Origin of the sequence: Mycobacterium sp. ST-F2, from assembly GCF_001905655.1 — a bacterium.
In the GTDB taxonomy this organism is placed as follows: domain Bacteria; phylum Actinomycetota; class Actinomycetes; order Mycobacteriales; family Mycobacteriaceae; genus Mycobacterium.
The window spans coordinates 60,868-79,680 of record NZ_JMHT01000022.1 but is presented as its reverse complement, the minus strand read 5'-3'; the positions used below and the strand labels follow the sequence as shown (position 1 = coordinate 79,680).

17 protein-coding genes are annotated in these 18,813 nt (G+C 67.7%); 10 read left to right on the top strand and 7 right to left on the bottom strand.

Going from position 1 to position 18,813, the window contains the following annotated elements:
• The first annotated feature begins 181 nt into the window (after positions 1-181).
• From EB75_RS09640 to dprA, 3 genes are read left to right on the top strand one after another with little or no spacing between them, the layout of a single operon-like run.
• Positions 182-538: a YraN family protein gene (locus tag EB75_RS09640; protein WP_073695202.1), complete on the top strand. Its 357-nt coding sequence runs from the start codon at positions 182-184 to the stop codon at positions 536-538.
• Positions 538-2,046 (top strand): YifB family Mg chelatase-like AAA ATPase, encoded by a 1,509-nt coding sequence (locus EB75_RS09635; RefSeq protein WP_073695201.1) that lies wholly within the window; start codon positions 538-540, stop codon positions 2,044-2,046. The genes EB75_RS09640 and EB75_RS09635 overlap by 1 nt, the downstream gene beginning before the upstream one ends.
• Positions 2,043-3,176: a DNA-processing protein DprA gene (gene dprA, locus EB75_RS09630; protein WP_073695200.1), complete on the top strand. Its 1,134-nt coding sequence runs from the start codon at positions 2,043-2,045 to the stop codon at positions 3,174-3,176. Before EB75_RS09635 ends, dprA begins: the two co-directional genes overlap by 4 nt.
• Before the next feature lie 22 nt (positions 3,177-3,198).
• Here dprA and EB75_RS09625 read toward each other — a convergent pair whose 3' ends face one another.
• The 6 genes from EB75_RS09625 to EB75_RS09600 are packed head-to-tail and all read right to left on the bottom strand — an operon-like array spanning position 3,199 to position 10,739.
• Positions 3,199-4,389 (bottom strand): cytochrome P450, encoded by a 1,191-nt coding sequence (locus EB75_RS09625; RefSeq protein ID WP_073695199.1) that lies wholly within the window; start codon positions 4,387-4,389, stop codon positions 3,199-3,201.
• Between the two features lie 34 nt (positions 4,390-4,423).
• A complete protein-coding gene (gene mhpA / locus EB75_RS09620) occupies positions 4,424-6,001 on the bottom strand; it encodes a bifunctional 3-(3-hydroxy-phenyl)propionate/3-hydroxycinnamic acid hydroxylase MhpA (RefSeq protein ID WP_073695198.1) in 1,578 nt (525 codons plus the stop codon).
• A gap of 19 nt (positions 6,002-6,020) precedes the next feature.
• Positions 6,021-6,797 (bottom strand): 1-acyl-sn-glycerol-3-phosphate acyltransferase, encoded by a 777-nt coding sequence (locus EB75_RS09615; protein WP_073695197.1) that lies wholly within the window; start codon positions 6,795-6,797, stop codon positions 6,021-6,023.
• Positions 6,794-8,677, bottom strand: a complete 1,884-nt coding sequence (locus EB75_RS09610; protein ID WP_073695196.1) for an acyl-CoA synthetase — start codon at positions 8,675-8,677, stop codon at positions 6,794-6,796. The genes EB75_RS09615 and EB75_RS09610 overlap by 4 nt, the downstream gene beginning before the upstream one ends.
• On the bottom strand, positions 8,674-9,612 hold the full coding sequence (locus EB75_RS09605; RefSeq protein WP_073695195.1) for a fumarylacetoacetate hydrolase family protein: 939 nt from the start codon (positions 9,610-9,612) through the stop codon (positions 8,674-8,676). The genes EB75_RS09610 and EB75_RS09605 overlap by 4 nt, the downstream gene beginning before the upstream one ends.
• A complete protein-coding gene (locus tag EB75_RS09600; protein ID WP_073695194.1) occupies positions 9,609-10,739 on the bottom strand; it encodes a VOC family protein in 1,131 nt (376 codons plus the stop codon). The genes EB75_RS09605 and EB75_RS09600 overlap by 4 nt, the downstream gene beginning before the upstream one ends.
• Positions 10,740-10,844: 105 nt before the next feature.
• On the opposite strand from EB75_RS09600, the gene EB75_RS09595 reads away from it, so the two are divergent.
• From EB75_RS09595 to EB75_RS09580, 4 genes are all read left to right on the top strand, one after another.
• Positions 10,845-11,498, top strand: coding sequence for a TetR/AcrR family transcriptional regulator (locus EB75_RS09595; protein WP_073695193.1), 654 nt, complete (start codon positions 10,845-10,847; stop codon positions 11,496-11,498).
• Positions 11,499-11,549: 51 nt separating this feature from the next.
• Entirely contained in the window at positions 11,550-12,419 is an 870-nt protein-coding gene (locus tag EB75_RS09590; RefSeq protein WP_073695192.1) for a siderophore-interacting protein, read from the top strand.
• Positions 12,419-13,585, top strand: coding sequence for a lactate 2-monooxygenase (locus EB75_RS09585; protein WP_073695191.1), 1,167 nt, complete (start codon positions 12,419-12,421; stop codon positions 13,583-13,585). The genes EB75_RS09590 and EB75_RS09585 overlap by 1 nt, the downstream gene beginning before the upstream one ends.
• Positions 13,586-13,712: 127 nt before the next feature.
• Entirely contained in the window at positions 13,713-14,609 is an 897-nt protein-coding gene (locus EB75_RS09580; protein ID WP_073695190.1) for a tyrosine recombinase XerC, read from the top strand.
• Between the two features lie 214 nt (positions 14,610-14,823).
• Here EB75_RS09580 and EB75_RS09575 read toward each other — a convergent pair whose 3' ends face one another.
• A complete protein-coding gene (locus EB75_RS09575; protein ID WP_073695189.1) occupies positions 14,824-15,309 on the bottom strand; it encodes a M23 family metallopeptidase in 486 nt (161 codons plus the stop codon).
• Positions 15,310-15,597: 288 nt separating this feature from the next.
• On the opposite strand from EB75_RS09575, the gene rpsB reads away from it, so the two are divergent.
• From rpsB to EB75_RS09560, 3 genes are all read left to right on the top strand, one after another.
• Positions 15,598-16,410, top strand: a complete 813-nt coding sequence (rpsB, locus tag EB75_RS09570; protein ID WP_073695188.1) for a 30S ribosomal protein S2 — start codon at positions 15,598-15,600, stop codon at positions 16,408-16,410.
• A gap of 1 nt (position 16,411) precedes the next feature.
• On the top strand, positions 16,412-17,227 hold the full coding sequence (gene tsf, locus EB75_RS09565) for a translation elongation factor Ts (protein ID WP_073695187.1): 816 nt from the start codon (positions 16,412-16,414) through the stop codon (positions 17,225-17,227).
• Positions 17,228-17,361: 134 nt separating this feature from the next.
• On the top strand, positions 17,362-18,768 hold the full coding sequence (locus EB75_RS09560; RefSeq protein WP_073695186.1) for an amidase: 1,407 nt from the start codon (positions 17,362-17,364) through the stop codon (positions 18,766-18,768).
• Positions 18,769-18,813 lie beyond the last annotated feature (45 nt).

The window sequence follows — 18,813 nt, the reverse complement described above, 5'->3', positions numbered from 1 at the left end:
CGACGCGTCGGCGGTTGGCAGCAATTGATCGTTCTTCGGCAGAAACGAGTCTTTTCAGGCATCCCTGTGGATGAATCGCGCACTGTGGATAACTCGTGGGTTTCGATGTGTTCGACGCCACCACAGCGCGAATTCTGTCGGCCATACGCGCCATCGTCGCGGTATGAACACACCACCACGCATGACCCGGGCCGAGATCGGCGCCCTCGGCGAACAGCTCGCGGTCGACCACCTCGTCTCACTCGGCATGACGGTCCTGGCCCGGAACTGGCGCTGCCGATGGGGTGAACTGGACGTCATCGCCACCGAAAGAGACCACAGTGCCGTGGTCTTCATCGAGGTGAAGACCCGCACCACCACCGAGTTCGGCGGTATCGAGGAGGCCGTGACGCCCGAGAAGGCCCGTCGACTGCGCCGGTTGGCGAGTGTCTGGCTCGCCGAGCAGGAGTCCCGCTGGCCCGATGTTCGGATCGACGTTGTCGGCGTGCGTCTCGGCGGTCGGCAGCCGGAACTGGTGCATCTGAAAGGTATCGGCTGATGGCGCTCGGACGGGCCTATTCAGTGGCCATCCGCGGCCTCGACGGTGTCATGGTCGAGATCGAGGCGGACATCACCTCGGGGCTGCCGGGAGTGCACCTTGTCGGCCTGCCTGACGCGGCACTGCAGGAATCGCGGGATCGGGTCCGGGCGGCGATCACCAACTGCGGCAATTCGTGGCCCATGTCGCGGCTCACCCTCGGTTTGTCGCCGGCCACGCTGCCCAAGGGCGGGTCGATGTACGACCTGGCGATTGCCGCGTCGGTGTTGTCGGCGCATCTGAAGATGCATTGGGATCGGCTCGAAAAGACCGTTCTGCTGGGCGAATTGGCGTTGGACGGCCGGGTGCGGCCGGTCAAGGGCGTACTGCCGGCCGTCATGGCCGCCAAACGCGAAGGGTGGCCGTCGGCGGTGGTTCCTCTCGAGAACCTCGCCGAGGCCAGCCTGGTCGACGGCATCGAGGTATGGGGCGTCCGGACGCTCGGTCAGCTGCAGGCGTGGCTCAACGGTAAGGCCGCGCTGAGCGAGCGAGTCGACACCACGGCGCCGCCCGCTGCCGACATCGTCGATCTTGCTGATGTCGTCGGCCAGACCCAAGCGCGGTGGGCGGTCGAGATCGCCGCTGCCGGCGCTCACCACCTCATGCTCACCGGGCCACCAGGGATCGGCAAGACGATGCTGGCTCAACGGCTTCCGGGGTTGCTGCCAGACCTGACCGACGACGAGGCGCTGGAGGTCACCGCCATCCATTCGGTGGTCGGGCTGCTCACCGGGGACACGCCGCTGATCACTCGTCCACCGTTCGTCGCGCCGCACCACACGTCCAGTGTCTCGGCGTTGGTCGGGGGCGGCTCAGGGATGGCGCGCCCCGGTGCGATCAGCCGGTCGCATCGTGGCGTGTTGTTCCTCGACGAGTGCGCCGAGATCGGGACCAGTGTGCTCGAAGCCCTGCGCACCCCGTTGGAGGAAGGTCAGATTCGGCTGGCCCGTCGTGACGGCGTGGCCTGCTATCCGGCGCGTTTTCAGCTCGTCCTTGCCGCCAACCCCTGCCCGTGCGCACCTCCGAACTCGCGGGACTGCGTGTGCCCGTCGGCCGACCGGCGCCGGTATCTGGGCAAGCTGTCCGGCCCGTTGATGGATCGGGTCGACCTGCGCGTCGATATGCATCCGGTGCTCGCCGGTGCGTTCGGCGATCACGCGGCCGAATCCACCAGTGCTGTCCGCGCACGAGTCGCCGCGGCCCGGGCTGCCGCAGCCGAGCGGTGGCAGGACGTCGGGGTCCGGACCAACGCCGAGGTGCCGGGGCCGGTGCTGCGCCGCAGATTCCGGCTGAGCCGGGACGCGATGAAACCGCTGCGTCAATCGCTGGATTCCGGGCGGTTGAGTATCCGCGGCGTCGACCGCACTTTGCGTGTCGCGTGGTCTCTGGCCGACCTGGCGGGCCGCGATTCACCCAATCTCGAAGACGTCAGTACGGCGTTGAGTTTCCGCGAAGGAGATGCACGATGACTACCGACGATGTCGAACGCCGTGCGTGGGCGTACCTGTCGCGCGTGGCAGAACCGCCGTGCCCGCGGTTGACGACGCTGGTGGCCGCTTGCGGCCCTGTCGAGGCGGCGGACATGATCCGTCGCGGACTGGAGGACAAGGACCTCACCGGGAAAGTCGCCGCCCGTCGTGAGGTCGACTGTGCGGCGCGGGATTTGGAGATTCTCGATCGCCGGGGTGGGCGGCTGATCACTCCCGACGACGATGAGTGGCCGTATCTGTCGTTCGTGGCGTTCGGGAACAAGGCGGTGCGGGATCTGCCATCGGGCTACCCGCCGATGGTCCTGTGGGCGCTCGGCCCGGCGCGGCTCGACGAGATCGCCGAACGTGCCGCGGCCATCGTCGGCACCCGCGCGTGCACGTCATACGGCGAGCACATCACCGCCGAGATCGCTGCCGGGCTCGTCGAGCGCGACGCTGCCGTGGTGTCAGGCGGCGCCTATGGCATCGATGGGGCCGCGCACCGCGCAACGCTGGCGTCAGACGGCGTCACCGTGGCGGTGCTCGCCGGAGGTGTCGACGTGCCGTACCCGTCGGGGCATTCGGCGCTGCTGCACCGAGTGGCGACCTCAGGGCTGCTGCTCAGTGAGTACCCGCCGGGGGAGCGGCCGACGCGGTACCGTTTCCTGACGCGAAATCGCTTGGTGGCGGCCTTGTCTGGCGCGACGGTAGTGGTGGAGGCGGGGCTGCGCAGTGGGGCGGCCAGTACAGCTGCGTGGGCGAACGCGATGGGCCGCAAGGTCTGTGCGGTGCCGGGGCCGGTGACGTCGGCCGCCTCGGCGGGATGCCACGTCCTCATCCGCAACGGCGCGGCCCTGGTCGACAGGGCGGAGCAGGTCGTCGAATTGATCGGCCACATAGGCGAACTCGCCGACGACCCCGAGCATCCGGAGACGCCGCTGGATGACCTGACCCCGGAACAGCTTCAGGTGTACGAGGCACTGCCGGCACGGGGGTTCCGCAGCCTGGAACAGATTTCGGTCGGTGCGGCCCTGCCTCCCGAACGGGTGCTCGGGCCGTTGGCGCTGCTGGAGATCAGCGGGCTGGTGGAGAAGCAGGACGGGCAGTGGCGGATCAGGAGGGCGGGGTGATGTGTGTCTGCTGTCCCCGCGACTAAGCGGCAATCAGCTTGAGCGGCAACCGTTCGTGGCGGCGGATGATGTTGTTGATCGCCCATTTGGGTGTGCCGGTGAGCTCTATCCGCTCCACGCGATCGAGCAGCGCCCGCAACATCGCCGTAGTTTCCAAGCGAGCCAGGGCCTGTCCGGCGCACGCGTGCGCACCCTGTCCGAAACCGACGTGGCGGCCGGCGTCGCGTCGGATGTCGAAGACGGCCGGGTTTTCCCATTCGCGTTCGTCGCGGTTGGCGGAGGCATAGATCACCAGGACTCGTGCGCCCGAGGGGATTGGCACTCCGGCGATTTCGGTCTGCTGCGCCGTGCACCGCGCAAAGGCGCGCAGCGGTGGCTCGTAGCGGACGATCTCATTGACGGCGTTCGCCATGAGGCCGGGTTCGTCCTTGAGCAGCTGCCACTGGTCGGGGTGGCTGGCGAAGAGATACAACGCGTTGGAGATGGCGCTCATGGTGGTATCGATCGACGGGGCGATGTAGTCGACGAGCAACGGCGGGCATTCGTCGTGCGCCAGTTGGCCTTCGTCCGCCGCGGCGAGTAGCTCGTCCGCCATGCTGCCCTCGATGACGTTGCGCTCGCGAACCACGCGTCGAGCGAAGCGCAGCATGAGCAGGGTGTTGGGCACCGCTTTGATCGCCTGCCAGTTGAGCGGTCCGAGTACATCGAACGTTGCTCCGGCCCAGGCAATCAGGTGATCGCGTTGATCGCGCGGCCAACCGATGAGGTCGGGCACGACCGCCAGCGGTAGCGCGGCTGCGAGGTCGTTGACACCGTCGATGTCGCCCCTGTCGAGCGCTGTTTCGACGACGCCGCGGGCCGTGTCGTCGACGGTGTCACTGATGGCGCGCAGAGCACGTGGCAGCATGCGGTGTGCGACGCGCTTGCGGCGTTGTTCGTGCTCGACACCGTCGCTGTTGAGCGTGGTGCCGTACGACATGCGGTTGGTGATCGGATTGAGCGCTACACCCTGGCCCGACAGAAAGGTCTTGTCATCGCGTAGTACCGATTTGCACTCGGTGTAGCGCGGCAACGCATATGCCCGCTGCTTCGCCAGCCATACCACCGGACCGAGGTCACGCATCCTCTGGTAGTGGGGGTAGGGGTCGGTGATGGCGTCGACAGCGTAGATATCGGGTTCGTAGATGGGTAGGCCGGCGGGCGTGCGTCGCATTGGCGTTCCTCTCGTGGGTCTTGGCGGTGGACGATTACGCGCGGTCCCGTAGGTCGGCGGAGGGCAGCCCGGCACTGTGCGCGTGAGCGGATGACGCGAACCCCGGTACGGCCGCACACAGTTTCCCCACGTCGCGGCCCGCGCACATGACGGTGCGATCAGGCCGGATGACAGCGGCGGTGGCGTGGCCGCGGCGTAACCACCGTTCCAACTCACCGCCGGGCTCGGCGACATGTACGACGATGCCGTGATCTTGGAGCACGGCGAGTTGGAACGCCAGGGGACGCGTCGTGGTGACGAGCGCAAAGCCGTTGCCCAACAACGTGTCCAGGCGCCGGCCGTCGGCCAGAACCGGGTTGGGGCACAAGGTGCCGGCGAGGTGGCGGGGTCTCCGGCTCTTGATGACCAACGCAGACTCGTGCAGCCGGGGGGTCGTGCCGTGGGTGAGCTTGTCACGCAGGCCGGGTAGCAACCGCAGCCGGGGTGCGACGGTGCGCCGCACCATGTTTCCCACGTGGCCACCGGCTGTCATTGCCCATCCCATGGCCAATGCCAGGCCGATCATGCTGCGCGCGTGGGGTTTCCGTTCCTGCTCGTAGGTCGCCAGCACCGCCTCGGGTAGCTCTCCGTTGATCACCCCGGCGAGCTTCCACGCCAGGTTCATCGCGTCGCGCAGCCCCGCTCCCATGCCCTGCCCGATGAAGGGCGGCGTGAGGTGGGCGGCGTCGCCGAGGAGGAACACGTTGCGTTCCCGCCAGCTGTCGGCGATCTGTGCACGAAAGGTGTACTCGGTGACGCGCACGAGCTCGAGGTCGTTGTCGGCGACGTCGCCGACCCATGGGGCGACCAGGGGCCGTAGGGTCGCCATCGTGCTGAAGTCGGCAGCAGTTTCCGAAGGCGGCAGCCGAAATTCCCAGCGGTAGCGGTCGGGCCCGATCCGCATGTAGGTCGCGGCCCGAACGGGATCGCACACCTGATGCACACCGTCCCACTGATCGAGTTCGGCCTCGGTGACCACGTCGGCCACCAGCCAGCGCTGCTCGAAACGCAGGTCCTCCATGGCGGCACCGATGGTGGCTCGCACGACGCTGTTGGCCCCGTCGCAGCCCAGCACGTAGCCGGCTTCGACGACGTGCTCTGTTCCGGTGGCACGGTCGGCATAGGTCACCCGCACGCGGCCCGGTTCGTGCTGGGTGATGCCGGTGACCTCGGAATTGCCGCGCAGCTCCACATTTAGGCGCTTGGCCATGTTGGCGCGCAGCAGCTCTTCCAGTACGGGTTGGTCGAACATGTTGGCCTGGGGGAAGCCATGCCTGCTGCGGGCGGGGTCGCGGTCGAACTGTGCCAGCGTGTGGTGGTTCTGGTCGAGCAGGCGCAAGCCGAGCGCCGGCCGGGAAATGGCGGCGAACTCTTCGGCCACACCGAGGCGGGCGAGGATGCGATGAATCTCGTCATCCAGATGCACCGCGCGCGGCTGGGGATAGACCGATTCCCAGCGGTCGAGAACCAGCGTCGGCACGCCGTGGTCGGCGAGCAACGTCGCGGCGGTGACACCGGTCGGCCCCGCTCCGACGACGACAACGGGCACGGATTGCGTTACAGGGTCAGGCATTTCGGTCCTCGACTCGGGATCAGCCGATGATCGGCTTGCGGTTGGCGACGAGAGTGTCGAGGCGCGCTTGCATGGCGGCCTCGATTCGGGACGCGAAGTCCTCGGCAGTTTCGCCGGGATTCGCGGTCATCGGGGGCAGGACCGCGGTCACCAGCTTGGTCGGCAATGCGACGTAGGGGAGCATGCCGGCGACGCCGACGTTGAGTCCCCAGGGAATGGTGACGCTGACGGGCAAGGTCTTCATCCGCAGGCGCCGGTGCAGGCCCAATCGTCGTGCAAGTCCTCGACCATCAGACATGACGAACAACGAGTCGCCTGCGCCGGCCGTGACCACAGGCACGACCGGTACCCCGTGGCTCATCGCGAGGCGGGCAAAACCGCAGCGCTCATCGAAATGCACCCGGTTGCGGTCGCGCCAGGACTTCCCGGCGTCGACGTCGCCGCCGGGAAACACCAGAACGTTGTGCCCGGCGGCGAAGGCGGCGTCTGCCGATTCCCGGCTTGCGGGTCGGCCGTCGAGAAACTCGGCGATGCGGCCGGCGCCGACTGTCCAAGCCACCTGGTGAACGAGCGCGGTGACCGGTCGTTTCAGCGCCGCTTTCTCGCGCACCGCGATCATTGCCAGCACATTGAGGTCCACCAGGCCGCCGAAGCCGTGATTGGCGACGAGCAGCGCAGGTTCGGGAATGTCGGCGTCGATCTGGATCTCGTGGCGGTGGTACCACCGCAGATAGTTCGGTACGGCCACGCGCACAACGGATTTGAGTGTCGACGACGTCGACGAGGCGTCGGTCATGATCGTTCCTTGATGTCCCACGCGAGCGCGTAGCGACCCAGGATCGCGGCAACGGCGTCGGTGTCGGTGTCGGCGCCGACGACGATGGTCACCACGATGGCACCGTCGTCGACGGCTGCTTCGACGTCGTCGACGCCGGGCACAGCGGCCAGCGCGTCACGGACCGCGCTGCGGGCAGCATCAGCCCGCAGCGGCAGCTTGTACGGCTTACCGACGGCGGTGACCGGGATGGCGTCGATCGCGATCACCGATTTCGGAGCGGCCGCGCTCTCGGCGACGTGCTGGGCGGCCCACTGCCGCAACGAATCCGGAGTCACGGCACTGTCGGGTCGCAACGTCACATACGCGACCGGCACTTCACCCGAGTGCACATCGGGCCGGCCCACCGCGGCGACACCCGTGACGTCGGGATGCGCCAGCAGCGCATCTTCGATCAGCGCCGGGTCGATGTTGTGCCCGCCGCGGATGATCAGGTCCTTTGCGCGTCCGCAGAGATGGACGAAGCCGTCGTCGTCGACCCACGCGAGGTCTCCGGTGTCGAGCCAGCCGTCGACCAGTTTGCCGTTGCCGTCGAGCACGAAACCATCAGAGTTGCGGCCGGTGACATAGCCCGGAAACACGGTGGGGCCACCGATCGCGAGGGTGCCGATCTGCCCGGACGGCAGTTCGTGCCAGACGCCATGGTCGTCGATGTCGACTGTCTTGACCTGCTGGTAGGGCAACCGCTGGCCTACCGAACCGGGCCGGGTATGGCCGGGGAAGCTGCGTGCGCTGGCGCAGGTCGCCTCGGTCAGTCCGTAGCCCTCCAGCAGAGGGACGCCGGTGTGCGACTGGAAGTCGTGGCGCACCGCATCCGGCAGTGCGGAGGCGCCGACAATCGCCATTTCCATGCTGGAGATATCGGCGTCGACCGGTATCTGGCTGAGCACCGAGTACACCGTGGGTACCGCGCTCATAGTGGAAATGCGGTAGCGTTCAACGATTTTCCAGAAGTTGCCGTAGAGCGACATATCCCGGTAGCCGAGCGGGCCGGCCCACAGCACCTGCTGTCCGCGCAGCACCGGCGCGAGCAGGGTCACCACGAGGGCGTTGACGTGGAACAGTGGCAACGCGGCGAACAACACCGATGCTTCATCGAGCACCGTGTTGGCGGCGATCATCCATGCATCGGCCACCTCGTTGGCGTGCGTGTGTGCGGCCAGTTTCGGTGCGCCGGTGGTTCCACCGGTGTGGAACAACGCGGCCAGATCGGTGGAATCCGGTGCGGTGCCGTGGAATCGGGTGCCGTCGTGTGCCGCGGACAGTCGCGTCAGGTAGTCGACCTTCGCCCCGGCCACGGTAGGGACGTCGATCGGCGTGGCGCCGGTCGGTCCGATCAGCAGGATGGTGTCGATCAAGCCGGCACCGACGAGACGCTCGGCCACCGCCCATGCCGAGGTGTCGAGCTGCGCGTCCGCCGTGATGAGGAGCCGGGCACCGGATCGCCGCACCAGTTCACCGACGTGCTCCGGAGAGAGCGCGCCGTTGATGGGCGCGGCGATGCCGGCCAGCTGAGCCGCCAGCGTCGCGGTGATCAGGTCGTCACAGTTCGGGGCGATGAGCGCAACCGCGTCATGGCGCTGAACACCCAACTCGTACAGTAGGTTTGCGCTCTGGTGGACGTCGTGCAGCAGTTGGCCGAAGGTGCGCTCAACGGACTTCTCCCAGCGTTCGCCGTCGGTCAGGACACTGACGGCGATCCGGTCCGGCCACATCTGCGCGGCGCGTGCCAGCAGCGCGTAGGTGGAGGCCGGCAAGCCCCGCTCGGACAGCGGGACGGCTTCGATGTCGGCCAGGTCGGTCGGGCTGGAGTACCTGGGCCACAACAGGTTCGCGCTCATGCGTACTTCACGACGTTGCGCTGGGCACCGAGGTCGATGGCGCCGTCATCGGTGGCGATGGTCGCCTCGACGACGTCACCGTCGTGCAGGTATTTCGGGTTGCGCGCCTGGCTCTTGAAGAAGCTCTTCCATTTCACGGCGGGCGGCAGCAGTGAGCCGATGAGTGCGACCACCTTGGGCGGCGCACTCAGCGCGGTGCCCACGGGCGTCCCGGTCAGGATCAGGTCGCCTGCGCTGAGGTCCTGGAAACGGCTCAGCGACTGCAGCGCCTGCAGCGGCGGGTAGATCATGTCGCCGGCGACCAGCATGTCCTGCCGCAGTTGACCATTCACGCGCAGCTGCAGCCGCAGGTCGCCGAAACGCTTGAGCTCGGCGGCGGTCAGCAGCACCAGGGCCGGGCCGACGGGCGTGAAGGTGGGGTAGGACTTCGCTTCGTAGAACTGCGTCTGGGGCAGCTGGATGTCGCGGGCGGAGACGTCATTGGTGACCACCAGTCCGGCCACGTAGTCGGCGAGGTTGGCCTCGGTGATGGTGCTGCCCACCGGGATGTCGGTGCGGATGACCAGACCGATCTCCACTTCGTAGTCCAGGAACTGCACGTGGCCGGGTTTGACGATCGCGTCCGATGGGCCGGTGATCGACGCCGACGATTTACGGAAGAAGGTCAACGGGATCGAAGCCGGTTCCATCCCGGCGTCTTTGACGTGCGAGGCGAAGTTGGTCATCTGGGCGACCACTCGGCAGGGTGCGGTCACGGGGGAGAGCAGATCGAGGCTGTCGACCGGCACCGTGGCGGTGTCGGCGGCAGCGGCTTCGATGGCGGCGCGGTCGGCGAGCAGGGCGCCCGTGGTGGTCGCGTCGGTGGCGATCTTGGCGGCACCGGTGGCGGTGTGCACCCACCAGGCGTCGGCGGTGCGCAGAACGGAGATGGTCATGAGTTCGCTACTTTCAGCAGGCCGATGAGGCGGTTGATATCGAATTCGTTGTCGCCTCGCAGGGCTGCGAAGATCGACTGTGCTTCGTGGGGTAGGGATTTCGGATTGGTGCCGAGGAAGTCCTTGCTCGCCGGTGGTCCCCATTGGGCCAGGCCCGAGGCGGTGAACGGTGCCCAACCCGGTTGCAGGGTCGAGTCGAACAGGTCGCCGTCGGTGAAGTGCTCGACCATGAAGCCGTCAGGGTCGCGCCAGTAGTCGAAGAGCTGACTGCCCTGGATGTGGCGGCCGATTCCCCAGGACCGGAAATAGCCTTGCTCCGTGAGGTATTCGCCGCCGGCGGCCAGCGCATCGAGATCGCATACCTGATAGGCCGAGTGCACATAGCGGTTCTGTGGTCCGAGCGCCAGCGCCAGTGTGTGGTGATCAGCGGGCGTCGCACCGCGGTCGCAACGAATGAAGCTCATGGTGGGTCCGCGGTCGCGCTGTCCTGGGAAGTACAGGAAGTCGCTGACGATCATGCCGAGAGTGTCGAGATACCAGTTCAATGTCTCGAGGTATTTCGTCGACTGCATGACGAGGTGACCGAGCCGTTGCACCGTGGTCGGCTCCCGACGCGGGCGTTGGGTGGCGTTGATGCGGTGAATCTCGTGACCCATGTTGTAGCGGTGCGGAGTCTGCGACGGCAACGCGTCGAGGGCGTGCATTCCGGCCACCACGTGCACCGGCACACCGCTCGGGTCGACGAGATCGACCGCCATGCCGCCGATGGCTGCGGGCAGCGCCCTCGTCCGGGTCCCGGTCGCGGTGGCCAACCGCAGCAGATCCGCTTCGTCGGCCGCGGCGAACGCGACGCCGAGAAACCTGCTCCGGGTGCCGCGGCGCACGATCACGCACGGCGCGGTCGAATCGCTGCCGCGCAGATGCAGTTCCTCATCGGTTCGTAGCGAGGTGGTGAAACCGAACGCCAGCGCGAACGCCTCGGCCCGCTGAAGGTCCGGTTTCTCGAATTCCAGCCAGGCGATATCAGCCACTTTGATCACGGGGTTGCGCGACCGCCCGCAGTGCTCACCTTTCAGGGCGCCCTGCTCGCTGTGGAGCTCGTTGTGTGCGCCGACCAGGTCGTTCATCCCAGACCCCTTTCGTTCTGACGAAATCGTCACATGCGACGCGGCCCTCAGTCAAGAGTTTCTGACGAAATCCTCAAAACTGATAGATGCTGCTATTCTGGGCCGGTGACTGCACTGCCCGATGAACCGGCCAACCGCCTGGAGAGGCGCAAACAGCGCACCCGCGCAGCTCTGATCCAGGCGGCCCAGGCGCTGATCGCCGAGGGCAAGGTCAACGTGCCGGTCCTCGAGATCACGCAGGCGGCAGACGTCGGAATGGGCTCGTTCTACAACCACTTCGACAGCAAGGAAGAACTGTTCGAAGCGGCCGTGGCCGATGTGCTCGACAGCCACGGCGCGCTGCTCGATCAACTCACTGCGTCGATCGACGACCCGGCCGAAAAATTTGCCTGCAGCTTTCGGATGACCGGTCGGCTGTTTCGGCGCCGCCCGCAGGAGAGCCAGATCTTGCTGGCCAATGGCCTCAGTCTCATAGGTTCGGACCGTGGCCTGAGCCCTCGCGCCCTACGGGACATCACGGCCGCCGTCGCCGCCGGCCGATTCGCCGTCGACGATCCCAAATTGGCCTTGGCCGTCGCTGCTGGAGCACTTCTCGGGCTCGGCAAGCTCCTGCAGCAAGAACCCGAACGCGACGACGCGGCGGCCGCAGATCGGGTCACCGAAGACGTATTACGGCTGTTCGGACTGCCTGCCGAGGAAGCGCGCCAAATCTGCCGGCGAACACTTCCCGGTCTTGATGGCGTAGCTCCGATTGCGTGAGCCGGCCTCGGTAGCCCACCGCCACGGCTGGCCCGCTCGTATAGTCGAGGCGTGGCAGGCCGTCCGATACATACGTTCGAAGTACTGCGCACCCAGCGCCTGACCCCGCACATGATCCGAGTTGTGTTCGGCGGCAACGGGTTCGACACCTTCAGTCCCAAGGAATTCACCGATTCCTACGTCAAGTTCGTCATCGTGCCCGCGAGTGTCGACGTGGCGGCCCTGGCGCAACCGCTGACCCTCGACAGCTTCGCGGAGTTGCCACATGAGCAGCGTCCGACGGTCCGGACCTACACCGTTCGCCGGGCCGACGTCGAGCAGCGTGAACTCACCGTCGACTTCGTCGTGCACGGCGATACCGGCGTGGCCGGGCCGTGGGCGGCGTCGTTGGTTCCCGGTGACCCGGCCTATCTGATGGGCCCCAACGGTGCCTATTCGCCGAATCCGGCCGCCGACTGGCACCTGCTGGTCGGAGACGAAGCGGGGCTGCCGGCGTTGAGCACGGCGCTGGAAGCGTTGCCGCCCAATGCAATCGGGCAGGCCTTCATCGAAGTCGAGGGGCCCGACGACGAGGTTGAACTCGCCGCACCTGCGGGTGTGCAGGTCCAGTGGGTTCACCGTGGTGGCCGCGCCGACCTGGTGCCCGACGACCGGGCCGGCGACAACGCGCCGCTCATCGCGGCGGTCCGAGCGGCCGAGTGGCTGCCCGGCCAGGTCCACGCGTTCGTCCACGGCGAGGCCCAGACCGTCATGCACAACCTGCGGCCGTATCTGCGCAAGGAGCGCGGCGTCGGCGCCGAATGGGCGTCCATCTCCGGCTACTGGCGTCGCGGGCGCACCGAAGAGACCTTCCGGCAGTGGAAGGCTGAGTTGGCCAAGGCCGAAGCCGAGGCGGAACCTGCAGCGGAAGGGCGGCCCTGATGGCATTCGGTGACTACCAACTCGAAATCTATCTGCAGGGCCTCGGTGGCGTCGTCCCGACGCTGCCGATCTCGTTCGCGGAACTCGAGGAGCGTGCCCAGGCCGCGATGCCGCCGTCGATCTGGTCCTACGTCGCGGGCGGCGCCGGCGACGAGCGGACGCAGCGCGTCAACGTCAGCGCCTTCGACCGCTGGGGCCTCATGCCGCGAATGCTGGTCGGGGCCACCGAGCGGGACCTGACCGTCGACCTGTTCGGCCTGAAGCTGCCGTCACCGCTGTTCCTGGCGCCCATCGGGGTCATGGGCATCTGCGCCCGCGACGGCCACGGTGACCTGCACGCCGCGCGGGCCGCCGCCCAGACCGGCGTGCCGATGATGGTCTCGACGCTCACGAGCGATCCGCTGGAGGACGTCGCAGCCGAATTCGGTGACACCCCAGGCTTTTTCCAGCTGTACACCCCGAAAGACCGGGACATGGCGGCCAGCCTGGTCAGCCGCGCCGAGGCGGCCGGGTACCAGGGCATCGTCGTCACTCTCGACACGTGGGTGCCCGGCTGGCGCCCGCGCGACCTGTCAACCGCCAACTTCCCGCAGCTGCGTGGCCACTGCCTGTCCAACTACACCAGTGATCCGGTGTTCCGGGCCAAGCTGCCCGCACCGCCCGAGCAGAACCCGCAGGGCGTCGTGATGCAGTGGGTGCAGGACTTCGGCAACTCACTGACCTGGGACGACCTGACCTGGCTGCGGTCGCTGACCAAGCTGCCGCTGCTGGTCAAGGGCATCTGCCATCCCGACGACGCGCGGCGCGTGCGTGACGCCGGAGTCGACGGCATCTACTGCTCCAACCACGGCGGCCGGCAGGCCAACGGCGGAATTCCAGCCATCGACTGCCTGCCCGGCGTCGTCGCAGCGGCCGACGGACTGCCGGTGCTGTTCGACTCCGGCGTCCGCACCGGTGCCGACGTCGTCAAGGCGCTCGCCCTCGGCGCGACCGCCGTCGGCATCGGCCGCCCGTACGCGTACGGCATGGCGCTGGCCGGCACTGCCGGCGTGGTGCACGTGCTGCGATCGTTGCTGGCCGAGACCGACCTGACCATGGCCATCGACGGCTACCGGTCGCTCGCCGATCTCACCCCGGACGCCCTGCGGCGCGTCGACGCGCCGTAGGTGGCAAGTGGATGTGACTGATCTCCTTACATCCACTTACACGCTAAATGGATGTATGAGGTCACAGCTCGGCCACCGACGGGTGGTGTGACAGGCGATCGGGCGGAGCTTCTGCGACCGTAGGGGAGTGCACCAGGCGGTTCTCGATGAGTTCGATCAGTACCTCGAACTCGAATGCGGTCGCTCCGAGCACACCCGGCGCGCCTACCGCGGCGACCTGAGGTCGCTGGGGGAATTCCTCGGCGACGATGCGGCCATCGCGGATCTGGACCTCGTGACACTGCGATCGTGGCTCGCCGAACAGGCAAACAGGGGCGCCGCCCGGACCACGCTGTCCCGCCGGACGTCGGCGGTGAAGACCTTCACCGCGTGGGCGGTGCGGCGCGGCCTGCTCGAGACCGACCCGGCGGTACGGCTGCAGACCCCCAAGGCCCGTCGTGCGCTGCCCGCCGTACTCCGCCAGGACCAGGCTGTCGATGCCATGTCCGCCGCGAATTCCGGTGCGGAACAAGGTGATCCGATGGCGCTGCGCGACCGGCTGATCGTCGAGATGTTGTACGCCACCGGCATTCGCGTCAGCGAGCTGTGCGGGCTGGACATCGACGACGTCGACCAGAGCCGGCGGGTATTGCGTGTCCTGGGCAAAGGCAACAAGCAGCGCACCGTGCCGTTCGGTGAGCCGGCCTTCAAGGCGCTGCGGGTCTGGTTGGCCGACGGCCGGCCGGCGTTGGCGGTGGCGACGTCGGGGCCGGCGCTGCTGCTCGGGGCGCGGGGACGGCGCCTCGATCCCCGTCAGGCGCGGACCGTCGTGCACCAGACGATCTCGGCGGTCGACGGCGCCCCCGACATCGGGCCGCACGGCCTGCGGCACAGTGCGGCCACCCATCTCTTGGAGGGCGGCGCCGATCTGCGTGTGGTGCAGGAACTGCTGGGGCATTCGTCGCTCGCGACCACTCAGCTCTACACCCACGTGACGGTGGCCCGGCTGCGCGCGGTGCACGATCAGGCCCACCCCCGCGCCTGACTCTCGCCGCCCACACCTCCGCGAGCGGCCGTGTCTGTACAGCGACACGCGGGGCCAGGTGTGCATTTCGGGGCCGCTCGCCGCTGGTGAGGGTGCGCATCCTGCACGCCATTTGCGGTGTGTCGGCGTACAAACACGGCCGTTCGGCGCCGGTGACGGTGCGCGTCCCGCACGCCATTTGCGGCGTGTTGCGCGCAAACACGCACGCTCGCGGTCAAGAGGATAGGGGTTTGAGGCGGATGAGGGTGGTCGCGAGGAGGCCCAGGGGATCGACGTAGTCGGCATTGGACGACGCACCCCACATCGCGCCCCAGTGCAGGCAGCTGGTGCACCCCGGATGCCCGGCCACCAGGGTGCCGAGCGCGGTGCCGGCAGCGACGACGGCGCCCGGCCGCACCGCCGCACGGACGGGCTCGTAGCTGGTGCGCAGCCCGCCGGGATGGGCGACCGACACCACCGGCCTGCCGGCGAGTTCTCCGGCGAACACCACCGTGCCCGGGGACGCGGCATACACCGTCTGACCAGGCGAGCCCGCCAGGTCGACGCCCCGATGCCCGCGCTGCCAGTTCGGCTGGGGCGCGTCGAAGGTACGTACGACGGCAGGTTGCGGCCGCAGGGGCCACTCGAGCCGGCCGTCGGCGGCGTGCGCCACGCCGGCCGGGCAGAGGGTGACGAGCACCACGAGCAGACTGATCCGCATCAGCCCAGTTCAGCGTGCCACCGCAGGCTGCGGTACCCCGAGAACCCCGATCTGTGGATAACCGACGCACTGTGGACAAAAGCACCCCTGGCAACCGTGTAAACTTCCTCCTGCAATCCGCATTCGTGGGTTGACTTCGCGCGCCTGCACAGCGGCTCGATCTCGGGCCGCCATCGCATGCCGGGCGGTCCCACCTCGGACAACCGAGTTGGGTCCGGCACGCAGCAGACGCCAGGGTCCGGGATCACCCGATACCGGACGACAACCGAAAACAAGTGAGGCACAAACATGGCCGTAGTGACCATGCGGCAGCTGCTGGATAGCGGCGCGCACTTCGGGCACCAGACCCGTCGCTGGAACCCCAAGATGAAGCGGTTCATCTTCACCGACCGCAACGGCATCTACATCATCGACCTGCAGCAGACGCTGACGTACATCGACAAGGCGTACGAGTTCGTCAAGGAGACCGTCGCCCACGGCGGCAGCGTCCTCTTCGTCGGTACCAAGAAGCAGGCCCAGGAGTCCATCGCTGACGAGGCCACCCGCGTCGGCATGCCCTACGTGAACCAGCGCTGGCTGGGCGGCATGCTCACCAACTTCTCGACCGTCCACAAGCGCCTGCAGCGCCTGAAGGAACTCGAGTCGATGGAGCAGACCGGTGGCTTCGAGGGTCGCACCAAGAAGGAAATCCTCATGCTGACGCGTGAGAAGAACAAGCTCGAGCGCAGCCTCGGCGGTATCCGGGACATGCAGAAGGTTCCGTCGGCCATCTGGGTCGTCGACACCAACAAGGAGCACCTGGCCGTTTCCGAGGCCATCAAGCTGGGCATCCCGGTCATCGCGATCCTGGACACCAACTGCGACCCCGACCAGGTCAACTACCCGATCCCGGGCAACGACGACGCCATCCGCAGCGCCGCGCTGCTGACCAAGGTCATCGCTTCCGCGGTTGCCGAGGGTCTGCAGGCCCGCTCGGGTGCCAAGACCGAGGCCGAAGGCGCCGAGCCGCTCGCCGAGTGGGAGCAGGAGCTGCTCGCCGGTGCGACCGCCGGCACCGACGCTGCCGCTGAGACCACCGAAACCACCACCACAGAAAGCTGAGATGGCTAACTACACCGCTGCTGACGTAAAGCGACTGCGGGAGCTCACCGGCTCCGGCATGCTCGACTGCAAGAACGCACTGGTTGAGACCGAGGGTGACTTCGACAAGGCCGTCGAGGTCCTGCGCATCAAGGGTGCCAAGGACGTCGGCAAGCGCGCTGAGCGCGCCACCGCCGAGGGCCTGGTCGCAGCCAAGGACGGCGCCCTCATCGAGCTGAACTCCGAGACCGACTTCGTCGCCAAGAACGCCGAATTCCAGGCTCTCGCGGATCAGATCCTCACCGCTGCTGTCGAGGCCAAGGCCAACGACGTGGAGGCCCTCAAGGCCGCCACCGTCGGTGGCACCACCGTCGAGCAGCTGGTCGCGGACCTGTCCGCGAAGATCGGCGAGAAGCTCGAACTGCGCCGGGTCGCCTACTTCGACGGCACCGTCGAGACCTACCTGCACAAGCGTGCCGCGGATCTGCCGCCGGCCGTGGGTGTGCTGGTCGAGTACAACGGTGCTTCTGAAGAGGCCGCCCACGCGGTCGCGCTGCAGATCGCCGCGCTGAAGGCCAAGTACCTCACCCGTGAGGACGTGCCCGCCGACCTGGTCGCCAACGAGCGTCGCATCGCCGAGGAGACCGCCAAGGAAGAGGGCAAGCCCGAGGCTGCACTGCCGAAGATCGTCGAAGGCCGCGTCACCGGCTTCTACAAGGACGTCGTGCTGCTGGACCAGCCGTCGGTGTCCGACAACAAGAAGACCGTGAAGGCCCTGCTGGACGAGGCCGGCGTCACCGTGACCCGCTTCGTGCGGTTCGAGGTCGGCCAGCAGTAGAACTTGAGCGGCTTACCCGCCGTTCATCGACAAAACCCCGCGCACAAACCCGGCGATCCCGGAGTGCGCGGGGTTTTGCTTTGCCCGCAACGGTGCGGCAGACGCCGGTGGTACTGCTTGGTACCGTGGCTCCTATGACACGCATCAGCACGTTCGGTGACGACGCCCTCGGTGACCTCGACGCGGTCGGCGTCGCCGACGCGATCCGCGGCGGTCAGGTATCGGCGACCGAGGTGGTGCAGGCGGCCATCGCCCGCACCGAGAAGGCGCAGCCCGAGCTGAACGGCATGGCGTACGAAGCCTTCGAGCAAGCGGCCGAAAAGGCAAGCGCACCACGGCCATTCGGAGGATTCTTCGACGGTGTGCCGACGTTCATCAAGGACAACGTCGCGGTGGCGGGTTGGCCGACGATGCAGGGCGCCGACGCGTGGACGCCCAGGCCCATGGCGGCCGACGGGGAGTGGGTGCGCCTGTACCTGTCGACGGGGCTGATCCCCCTGGGGAAGTCGCAGATGTCGGAGTTCGGGTTCAGCGCGTCGGCCGAGCATCCCCGACTCGGGCCCGTGCGTAATCCGTGGGACACCACGGTGACCGCGGGTGCATCGTCGTCCGGATCGGGCGCTTTCGTCGCGGCCGGCGTGGTGCCCATCGCGCACGCCAACGACGGCGGCGGCTCCATCCGAATTCCGGCGTCCTGCAACGGATTGGTCGGCCTCAAGCCCACACGCGGCCGGCTGCCGGTGGACCGCGAAACCCGGATGCCGCTGCAGATCGTCGCCAACGGCGTCCTCACCCGCAGCGTCCGTGACACCGCGGCGTTCTACCGCGAGGCCGAGCGTGTCTACCGGAACCCGAAGCTGCCGGCGATCGGCGATGTCACCGCGCCAGGGCAGCGCCGGCTGCGCATCGCGGTGTGCACCAGCTCCATCGGCCGTGATGCCAGCCCCGAGATCCGGGAGCTGACCATGCAGACCGCGGCCCGGCTCGAAGAGCTCGGCCACCGCGTCACCGAGATCGGCAATCCGGCACCGGAGCGGTTCCGCGATGACTTCCTGTTGTACTGGGCCTTCCTGGCGTTCGCTCTGGTTCGCGGCGGAAAGCACACGTTCGGCCCGAGCTTCGACCGCGCCAAGTTGGACAACCTGACTCTCGGGCTGGAACGGAAGGCCGCCCGCAACCTGCATCGGGTGCCGGGCGCCATCGCCCGCCTGGCCGCGTCGCGGCGTATCCCGGCGCGCCTGTCCCGCGACTACGACGTGGTCCTCACCCCGACACTGGCCGAGGTCACACCGCCTATCGGGCACCTGGACCCAACGGCCGACTACGACCAGGTCATGTCGCGGCTCATCGACTGGGTGGGTTTCACGCCGCTGCAGAATGCCAGTGGCGCGCCGGCTGTTTCGCTGCCGCTGGCCCGGTCGGCGTCGGGACTGCCGGTCGGCATGATGTTCGGCGCGGCGGCGGGGCAGGAGGCCACGCTGCTGGCGCTGGCCTTCGAGTTGGAGCAGGAGATCGGTTGGCCGACGCTCGCGGCGCGCTGACGCGGCGCGGGCGGCGGCAGCCACTCGAACCTTCGCGCCACCGAA